General features: G+C 74.2%; 7 protein-coding genes and 1 pseudogene. 5 read left to right on the forward strand and 3 right to left on the reverse strand.

The annotated features are described in order from the left end of the window. Nucleotides 1-68: 68 nt before the first annotated feature. Together AB0O00_RS22450 and AB0O00_RS22455 are read right to left on the reverse strand one after the other, a co-directional pair. On the reverse strand, nucleotides 69-887 hold the full coding sequence (locus tag AB0O00_RS22450) for a hypothetical protein (RefSeq protein ID WP_363654436.1): 819 nt from the start codon (nucleotides 885-887) through the stop codon (nucleotides 69-71). 263 nt (nucleotides 888-1,150) lie between these two features. Beyond that, complete coding sequence (locus tag AB0O00_RS22455) at nucleotides 1,151-1,939, reverse strand: serine protease (RefSeq protein ID WP_363654438.1); 789 nt, start codon at nucleotides 1,937-1,939, stop codon at nucleotides 1,151-1,153. 586 nt (nucleotides 1,940-2,525) lie between these two features. On the opposite strand from AB0O00_RS22455, the gene AB0O00_RS22460 reads away from it, so the two are divergent. From AB0O00_RS22460 to AB0O00_RS22470, 3 genes are all read left to right on the forward strand, one after another. After that, a complete protein-coding gene (locus AB0O00_RS22460; RefSeq protein ID WP_363654440.1) occupies nucleotides 2,526-3,182 on the forward strand; it encodes a transglycosylase SLT domain-containing protein in 657 nt (218 codons plus the stop codon). 262 nt (nucleotides 3,183-3,444) lie between these two features. Further along, on the forward strand, nucleotides 3,445-4,461 hold the full coding sequence (locus tag AB0O00_RS22465) for a glycosyltransferase (protein ID WP_363654442.1): 1,017 nt from the start codon (nucleotides 3,445-3,447) through the stop codon (nucleotides 4,459-4,461). Nucleotides 4,462-4,577: 116 nt separating this feature from the next. Then, nucleotides 4,578-7,508 (forward strand): FAD-binding and (Fe-S)-binding domain-containing protein, encoded by a 2,931-nt coding sequence (locus AB0O00_RS22470; protein ID WP_363654444.1) that lies wholly within the window; start codon nucleotides 4,578-4,580, stop codon nucleotides 7,506-7,508. Here AB0O00_RS22470 and AB0O00_RS22475 read toward each other — a convergent pair. Beyond that, nucleotides 7,505-7,981, reverse strand: a complete 477-nt coding sequence (locus tag AB0O00_RS22475) for a DUF1453 domain-containing protein (protein ID WP_363654446.1) — start codon at nucleotides 7,979-7,981, stop codon at nucleotides 7,505-7,507. The genes AB0O00_RS22470 and AB0O00_RS22475 overlap by 4 nt on opposite strands. A gap of 74 nt (nucleotides 7,982-8,055) precedes the next feature. On the opposite strand from AB0O00_RS22475, the gene AB0O00_RS22480 reads away from it, so the two are divergent. Together AB0O00_RS22480 and AB0O00_RS22485 are read left to right on the forward strand one after the other, a co-directional pair. Then, complete coding sequence (locus tag AB0O00_RS22480; protein ID WP_363654448.1) at nucleotides 8,056-8,676, forward strand: TetR/AcrR family transcriptional regulator; 621 nt, start codon at nucleotides 8,056-8,058, stop codon at nucleotides 8,674-8,676. 32 nt (nucleotides 8,677-8,708) lie between these two features. Next, nucleotides 8,709-8,913, forward strand: a pseudogene (locus AB0O00_RS22485) (thioesterase); the annotation flags it as partial.

Below are 8,913 nucleotides of genomic sequence, written 5' to 3' on the forward strand. Positions count from 1 at the left end.
TTCCGAACTCTCTCTTGGCCTCGCCCGGGCCGCGGCGGAGCGCACCCGGGCCGACCGCCTCGACGGGCTCAGCCGAAGCAGCCCGGCACCGACCCGGCGGGCTCGCACTGGTCCGGGGAGTTGCCGCTGATGTTGCTGTTGAAGGCGGACACCTGACCGCCCGCGACGAAGACGCCACCGCCGCCGTTGGTCGCGGTGTTGCCGGTGACCTGGCTGTCCACGATGCTCGTCCCGCCGGCCGCGTTGTACACGCCGCCGCCGAGGTCGGAGGCCGTGTTGCCGTGCACGGTGGAGTAGTTGACGTTCAGGGTGCCGACGTTGGTGATGCCGCCGCCCAGGTCGGCGGTGTTGCCGGCGACCGTGGCGGCGTCCAGATTGGCCGTGCCGCCGGCCTGGTTGAAGATGGCCCCGCCGGAGCCCGCGTGGTTGCCCGAGAGCGTCGCCTGGACCACGGTGAAGGAGCCGTGGTTGTAGACGGCGCCGCCGGTGTCACTCGAACTGCCGAGGTGCCCGCCGGCGAGGTTCACCCGATCCAGGGTGAGGCTGCCGCCCTGCGCCACGAAGAACAGCCGGAAGTCGGGTGTCCCAGTGGCGGTGGACCGCGCGATCGTGGCGCCGAACGCGCCGATCCGGATGGCGCCCTTGATCGCGGGCAGCCCGTTGTTCCCGTTGTCGATGTCCGTCACCGTGTACGTGCAGCCCGACTGCAGCGCGATGTCACCGCTGCCGGCCGCGTTGAAGGTGTTGATCGCCTTGCGCAGGCCGGCGATGTCACCGCAGGCGACGAAGGTCGAGGCCGCGTGGGCCTGGACGGCGGGAAGCAGGGCCAGGCTCAGACCGAGGCCGACGGAACCGGCGACCGCACCCAGTCTCAGGGTGGCTTTCATGAAGGATCTCCTCGTGGCGAGAGTTCGCACTGATCAGCGACCGCCTCTCGTCACGTTCAGTGACCTGTGGGCACGTTGGGTGCCCGGGCGGCGCGGTATCAGCGAACCCCCGCCCCGGTGTCCGTGCCACACGGACTGCGCCGATCGGCCGTTCCGTGTCCGAAGCACCGCGGGCCCGGCCCCCGTGACGGGTGGCCGAGCCTGCGGGGCGGAGCGGACCGGAGCATGGCTGATCAGAGGGTGGCCGCTCGGACGGAGACCGCTCAGATAGTGGCCGCGGCCGCCGCGATGTCGGCGGCGTAGGTGCTCACCTTCGTGTAGACGCCGGGGAAGCCCGGGCGGGCGCAGCCGTTGCCCCAGCTGACGATGCCGACCTGGACCGGCCGCCCGGCCGCGTCGAGCCGGAACATCGGGCCGCCGGAGTCGCCCTGGCAGGTGTCGACGCCGCCCTGGTCGACGTAGCCCGCGCAGAGCGAGGCCGAGGTGACGAGGTTCGGGTAGGCCGTCGTGCAGGCCGCGTCGTCCACGTACGGCACGGTGGCCTTCAGCAGGTACTGCTGCTGGCCGCCGCCCTCGGTGGCGGCGCCCCAGCCCGCGATGGTGAAGGTGCCGTTGTCGTACGCAGTGGAGTTGGTGATCGCCAGCGTGGCCACCTGAGCGCCGCTGACGGGGGCACTGAGCTTGATGAGCGCCCAGTCGTTGCCGGTCTCCGCGCCGCTGAAGGCGGGCGACTGGTAGACGTACGCGGACTGCGCGGTGATCGCGCCCGGGCTGTTGAGGTCGACGACGCCGAGCGTCGCGGTGATGCTCGTGTCGGCGCCGGTGCCGCTCACGCAGTGCGCGGCGGTGAGGACGATCTGCGGGCTGTAGAGCGCGCCGCCGCAGCCCATCGAGAGCCGCACCATGAACGGGAACTCGCCCTGCGCGGCCTGCGTGCCGCCCACCACCGGCTGGGACGGCGCCGGAGCGGCCGCGGCGGGCAGGGCCGTCATGCCCGCCGCGAACACGAAACCGGCCAACAGACTGACGACTCTCCCGAGTTGACGCTTCATCGATACCTCCTGGACGGGTCGGGAGGACCGAGCGTGCCGCGCCGCGGTGGCGGCGGAGGAGGGGTCGGGCCCTGCCAGCCCGACTTGGCAGGAACGCGGCAAGGCCGGATTCCGCCCCGCCCGCGTAGGCGTCCGGCTACTCTCCGCCGAACTCCGGCCGTCAAACGTGTGAGGCCGCCCACAGGGGTCACCGCATCTACGACCCCCCGTAGCAGAAGCCCCGCACCCGGCGCCTGCCCCGCGCGATCCCGGGCCCGTCCGGCACCTCACCCTGCCTGAAGAACGCAGGCCACCGCGCCGTTCCCCCTCTGGATCACCGTCCGCAACCGACCCGCAACCTACAACTGCACAACTCGGACAATCCACTCAAAACGGACTGCCGCACCCTGCCACACCCACTACCGGGCGTAGTAGCGAGCGCCTTTGCCACCCGTCCCCGGCCCTGCCAAGAATGGCTCGTCGCCAGGCAGCGCCGACGGTCCGACCGCCGCGCCGCCCGACCCGCCCCGCCGGTTCCGCCGGGGCGCCACGGCCATCCCCGGACGGCCGCGTGATGCCACCCGACGGAAAAGGACCCTCCGCAGTCATGCCGCTCAGCCATGCCCGCCGCAATTCCCTGATCACCGGCGTCGCCACCCTCGTCGTGGCGAGCGCCGCCACCGCCGCCCTGGCGATCCCGCAGGCCGGCGACAGGGCCGAGGCCGCCACCCCGGTCGCCGCCGTCGCGGCCGCCACCCAGGCGCCGCAGGCCCCGCAGGCCGACGCCGCCACGCAGGCCCAGGCCGCCCAGGCCGAGGCCGACGCCGCTGCGGCCGCCCAGGCCCAGGCCGCCGCCCAGGCGCAGGCCGAGGCCGACGCGAAGGCCCAGGCGGACGCCAAGGCGAAGGCCGACGCCGACGCCGCCGCGTCCCGCTCCCAGCAGCGCCCGGCCCTCAACACCGCCGCCCCGGCCCTGACCGGTACCCCGCAGCAGATCGCCGCCCAGCTCGTACCCGCCGGCCAGCTCCAGTGCTTCAGCAACATCGTCTTCCGCGAGAGCAGCTGGAACCCCCTCGCCGTCAACGCCTCCTCCGGCGCCTACGGCCTCGTCCAGGCCCTCCCCGGCTCCAAGATGGCCTCCGCCGGCTCCGACTGGCGCACCAACCCCGCCACCCAGATCAAGTGGGGCCTGGACTACATGAACTCCCGCTACGGCAGCCCCTGCGCCGCCTGGTCCTTCTGGCAGACCCACCACTGGTACTGATCCGACCTCTGGTACCGAGTCCACCACTGGTACCGAGCCCGACAGCCGGCACCGAGCCGGCTGCTCCGGCACCCCCGGGCCCGCGGCGCGTAGTGCGTCGCGGGCCCGTGCCGTTCGGATACGGCCAGGTTTCTGGCGTGGACGCGTCCGGCAGGCGGCGTGAAGATATGGCGCACGGTCGTACGGTTTGCCGGGGATTGGCCGGAATTACGGGGCGTCAGGGCTTTGCCACGGTTCGCGCGCCCTCTTACGCTCCGGCGTCATGCCCTCCCCTCTGATCAGTGTCGTGCTCCCCGCTTACGACCAGCACAGTCAGCTGGCGGCCTGCCTGGACTCGCTGCTCGGCCAGTCCTTCCGGGACGTCGAGGTGATCGTGGTCGCCGACCGCTCCGCCGAGACCCCGCAGGACCTCGTGGACGCGTACGCGGCGAAGCACCCGCAGGTGTCGGTGCTGCACCTGGACGCGGCGGTCGGGGTGGGCGTGGCGCGCAACGCGGGGGCGGCGCGGGCGGCCGGCGAGTACCTGCTCTTCCTGGACGCCGACCACGTGCTGCCGCCGGACGGCCTCCAGGCGCTCGCCGACCGGCTGGGCGCGACCGGGCCGGTGGACGTCCTGCAGTTCGGGCACACCCGGCTGCACAACGGCCGCGAGTGGGCCGGCGGGGCGGAGCAGCAGCTGGCGGCGGCCGGGGACGGCGTGGCCGGGCCGTTCGAGCGCCCGGAGCTGCTGGGCGCGCCGCCGCTGGTCTGGGACCGGCTGATCCGCCGCGGTCACTGGACGGAGCTCAAGCTGACCTTCCCCGACGGCCGGTACGAGGAGATCCCGGTCGTGTTCGAGGCGATGCTCGCCGCCCAGCGGGTGGCCGTCCTGCCGCGCGAGTGCGTGCAGCTGCGGCGCCGCGAGACCGTCCACCCGACCGGTTCGCCCGGCGACAGCGTCTTCGACCTGTTCGACCAGTACGAGCGCACCTTCGCGCTCCTGGAGGACCAGCCGCACCTGTACGCCGTCCGTGACGCGGTGTTCGTCCGGATGATCCGGCACTACCTGTTCGTGTTCGACCTCGCCGGGTGCGTGACGCGCGCCGAGCGGCCGCAGTTCTTCCACCGGGCCGCCGAGCACCACCGCCGCTTCCTGCCGCCCGGGCACAAGAAGCCGGGCGGGCGCCTGGGCGTCAAGTTCGCGCTGCTCGCGGGCGGGGCGTACCCGGCGTTCGAGGTCGCGAAGCTGTCCCACATCGCGCGCGGCACGATCACGGGGGCCAACCGCCGCAAGTCCTGATCCCGGGATCGCGGGGCCACCCCGACGGAGGAACGCGCGGGGTGGCCCACTGCCGCGCGGTGCGCCGAGGTGCCATGATCGGCGGAGCCGTCGCCGCACCGCCCCGGAGGTCCCCGGTGAGCCGTCCGTCCGCCGTCCCCGGAGCCGAGCTGGCCCGTGAGCTGGCCGCCGAGCTGCGCGGCGAGGTCCGCTTCGGCGCCGCCGAGCGCACCGTCTACGGGTACGACGCCTCCAACTACCGGCACCTGCCGCTCGGCGTGGTCAAGCCGGCCGACCTCGACGACGTCCGCACCGCGCTCGCCCTGTGCGGCCGGTACGGGGTGCCGGTGGTGGCGCGCGGGGCGGGCACGAGCATCGGCGGGCAGGCGATCGGGCCGGGCGCGGTGGTGTTGGACTTCCGCCGCCACCTCGGCGCAGTGCTCGACGTCGACCCCGAGGCCCGCACGGCGCGGGTCGAGCCCGGCACCGTCCTGGACGACCTCCAGCGCGCCGCCCGCCCGTACGGGCTGCGCTTCGGTCCCGACCCGTCCACGCACAGCCGCTGCACGATCGGCGGCATGATCGGCAACGACTCGTGCGGCTCGCACTCGCTCGCCTGGGGGCGCACCTCCGACAGCGTCGAGCGGCTGGAGCTGCTCCTCGCGGACGGCACCGAGCTGACCGTCGGCGGCCCGCTCACCCCCGCCGAGCGCGACGCGCTGCGCGCACTGCCCGGGCGGGTCGGCCAACTCCACACGCAGCTGCAGGAGTTCACCGACCGCAACCTCGCGACCATCCGCCGCAGCATGCCCAGTCTGGCGCACCTGCCGCGCCGTGGCTCCGGCTACCCGCTGGACGCGCTGCTCCCCGAGCACGGCCACGACCTGGCCCGCGCCCTCACCGGCACCGAGGGCACCTGCGCGCTGCTGCTCGGCGCCACCGTCCGGCTCGTCGAGGACCCGCCCGCCCGCGCCCTCGTCGTCGCCGGCTACCCGGACGAGGGCGCCGCCGCCGACGCCGTCCCTGCCCTGCTGCCCCTCGGCCCGCTGACCGCCGAGGGCATGGCGGCCGACCTGATCGAGGCCCTGCTCGCCGCCGGCCCCCGCCCGCCCGCGCTCGACCGGCTGCCGGCCGGCGCCTGCTGGCTGTTCCTGGAGGTCGGCGGCGCCACCCGCACCGAGGCCTACCAGGCCGCCCGCCGGCTCGCCGACGCGGTGCGGCGCGAGCCCTCGGCGGCCGTCGCCCTCGTCACCGACCCGGTCGAGCAGCGGCAGCTGTGGGCCGTCCGGGAGGCGGGCGCCGGGACCGTCACCCGGCTGCCGGGAGGCGGGGAGGCCTGGCCGGGGTGGGAGGACTCCGCCGTCCCGCCCGAGCGGCTCGGCGACTACCTGCGCGGCCTGCGCGCCCTGCTGCGCCGGCACAGCCTGCGCGGCGTGCCGTACGGGCACTTCGGCGAGGGCTGCGTGCACCTGCGGATCGACTTCCCGCTCGGCGAGCCCCAAGGGGTCCTGGTCTTCCGGGAGTTCCTGGAGCAGGCCGCCGATCTGGCGGTCTCGTACGGCGGTTCGCTCTCCGGCGAGCACGGCGACGGACAGGCCCGCGCCGAGCTGCTGCCGCGCATGTACGGGCCCGAAGTCCTGGCCCTGTTCGGCGAGTTCAAGCACATCTGGGACCCGGATAACCTGCTCAACCCGGGCGCTCTCGTCGACCCGCGCCCGCTCGACGCGGACCTGCGCTTCGTCACCGCCCCGCGCCGCGCGCTGCCGCTCGCCCTCCCGTACGAGCAGGACGGCGGCAGCCTCACCCGGGCCGTGCACCGCTGCGTCGGCGTCGCCAAGTGCGTCGACCCCAACACCGGTGTGATGTGCCCGAGTTACATGGCCACGAGCGAGGAGCGGCACTCCACCCGGGGCCGGGCCCGGCTGCTCGCCGAGATGCTGCGCGGCGCGGGGGCCCCGCCCGGCCACCGGGCCGACGCGGCGATCACCGACGGCTGGCGCTCGGAGGAGGTCCGGGAGGCGCTGGACCTCTGCCTGGGCTGCAAGGGCTGCGCGAGCGACTGCCCGGTGCACGTCGACATGGCCACGTACCGGACGGAGTTCCTGCACCAGCACTACCGGCACCGCCTCCGCCCGCGCTCCCACTACTCGATGGGCTGGCTGCCGCTCTGGCTGCGGGCCGCCGCCCTCGCCCCCGGGGCCGCCAACACCCTCGCCCGCTCCCCGGCTGGCGCGCTGCTGAAGCGGCTCGGCGGGATCGACCGGCGGCGCGTCCTGCCCGTCCTCCCGCCGGAGACCTTCACCCGCTGGTACCGCCGGCACCGCGCCACGAACCCGGCCCCGGCGGGCGCGCCGCCGGTCCTGCTCTGGCCGGACACCTTCTCCGACCGCCTCCAGCCGAGCGTGCCGCGCGCGGCCGTCGAGGTGCTGGAACACCTGGGCTTCGACGTCCGCCTGCCCGCCGGCCCGGTCTGCTGCGGCCTCACGTGGTACTCCACCGGCCAAATCGGGACCGCCCGCAGGGTGTTGCGCCGAAGCCTGCAAGCGCTGGACGCCGCCGGCCTGCCCGCCGACACCCCGGTGGTCGGCCTCGACCCGAGCTGCACCGCCCTCCTGCGCGAGGACCTGCCCCGACTGCTCGGCCCGGACGGCCGGCCGCTCTCCCAACGCACCCGCACCTTCGCCGAGTTCCTCGACGAGCACGCCCCCGACGCCCCGCTCCCCCGCATCCACCGCGACGCCGTCACCCAGACCCACTGCCACCAGCACGCCGTCCTCGGCACCACCGCCGACCGCCGCGTCGAAGCCAGACTCGGCCTGCACAACCGGGTCCTGGACTCCGGCTGCTGCGGCCTGGCCGGCAACTTCGGCTTCGAACAAGGCCACTTCGAGGTCTCCGAGGCGATCGCCGAGCGCGTCCTCCTCCCCGAACTCCGCACCACCGCCCCCGACACCGTGGTCCTGGCCGACGGCTTCAGCTGCCGCACCCAGATCACCCAACTGGCAGAAGGCCGCCGCGCGTTGCACCTGGCCGAGCTGATCGCCGAGGGGCTGCGGAACGAAGGCTAGGAGCGCCGCTCGGGCGCGAACGGCACGCTGGAGGAGAGCGCGCGGTAGCCCACCGCCAAGGCCTCGCCCAGGAAGCCCACGCCGATGGAGAGCTGGACCGGCCGGGCATCCGCGGCGAGGCCGAAGTGGGCCGCCAGCGCGGCGAATCCGGCCATCACCGCGAGGGAGATCCCGGCCACCAGGAACGTCCGCCAGGTATACCGCTGCCACAGCACGCCGTCGCGCTCGTAGACCCGGACGGTCGCACCGCGGACGGCACCCAGCGCGACGCCGAGGGCGGCGCCCACCGCGATCCAGACGTAGTCGGTCGCGTGCAGGCCCTGGTGCCGGGAGATCGTCCAGAGCCCGATCCCGGTCAGCACCACGGGTGGCGCGAACAGGTCGCGGGCGTTGAGCGGTTCGCCGCTCAGGCGCCGGACCACCACCACGATGACGACGGCGGCGATCAGCCCCGCGTGCAGCCAAACGTTCATTCCGTTCCCCCCAGAGGTTTTTAGCTCGACCGTGCTAAATCAGCAATTTAGCCCACCCGTGCTATAACGACAACATGCCGAAGATCGTGGACCCCGTGGAGCGCCGCCAGGCCGTCGCCGACGCCGTGCTGCGCGTCGCCGCGCGGGAGGGGCTGGAGCACGCCTCGCTGCGCAACGTCGCCGACGAGGCCGGGCTCGCCGTCGGATCCGTCCGGCACTACTTCGCGGGCGGCCCCGAGCTGATGATCTTCGCGATGGGGGAACTGGCCCGCCGCATCGAGGCCCGGGTCCGCACCCACGCACGCGTGCTGCTCGACCCGGCCACGGCCGACGGCGACCGGCGCGCCCGCACCGAGGCGCTGCTCGCCGAGATCCTCCCGCTGGACGCCGAACGCCGCGAGGAGTCCGCCCTCTGGTTCTCCTTCGTCACCGCCGCCCGCACCCGCCCCGAACTCCGGCCCCGCGCCGCCGAGATGCAGGCAGGCCTGGACGAACTCATCCGCCGCGTCCTCGACGAGGCCGGCCGCGCCGGCGCCCTCACCCCCGGCCTCGACCTCGCCGTCGAAACCCGCCGCCTCACCGCCCTCCTCGACGGCCTCACCCTCCAGGCCGTCCAGGACCCCGACCTGGTCGGCCCGGCCGAACTCCGCGCGGTGCTACGCCGCCACCTCGACAGCCTCAGGGCAGCCGGCTGACACGACGCCACCACGGCCGCCACAATGGCCCGATGAACCTCACCACCGCCGAGGCGGACAAGATCCTGGCCGACAACTTCGCTCCCTGGGTGCAGGCGCTCGGGCTGTCGGTGACCGAGACCGGGGAGCGGCACGCCGTGCTGCGCTTGCCGTGGTCCGGGCAACTGGCCCGGGAGGGTGGCGGGTTGTCTGGTCAGGCGTTGATGGCGGCCGCCGACACGGCGAGTGTGATCGCCG

Origin of the sequence: Kitasatospora sp. NPDC093558 (genome assembly GCF_040683475.1) — a bacterium.
Classification (GTDB): Bacteria; Actinomycetota; Actinomycetes; order Streptomycetales; family Streptomycetaceae; genus Kitasatospora.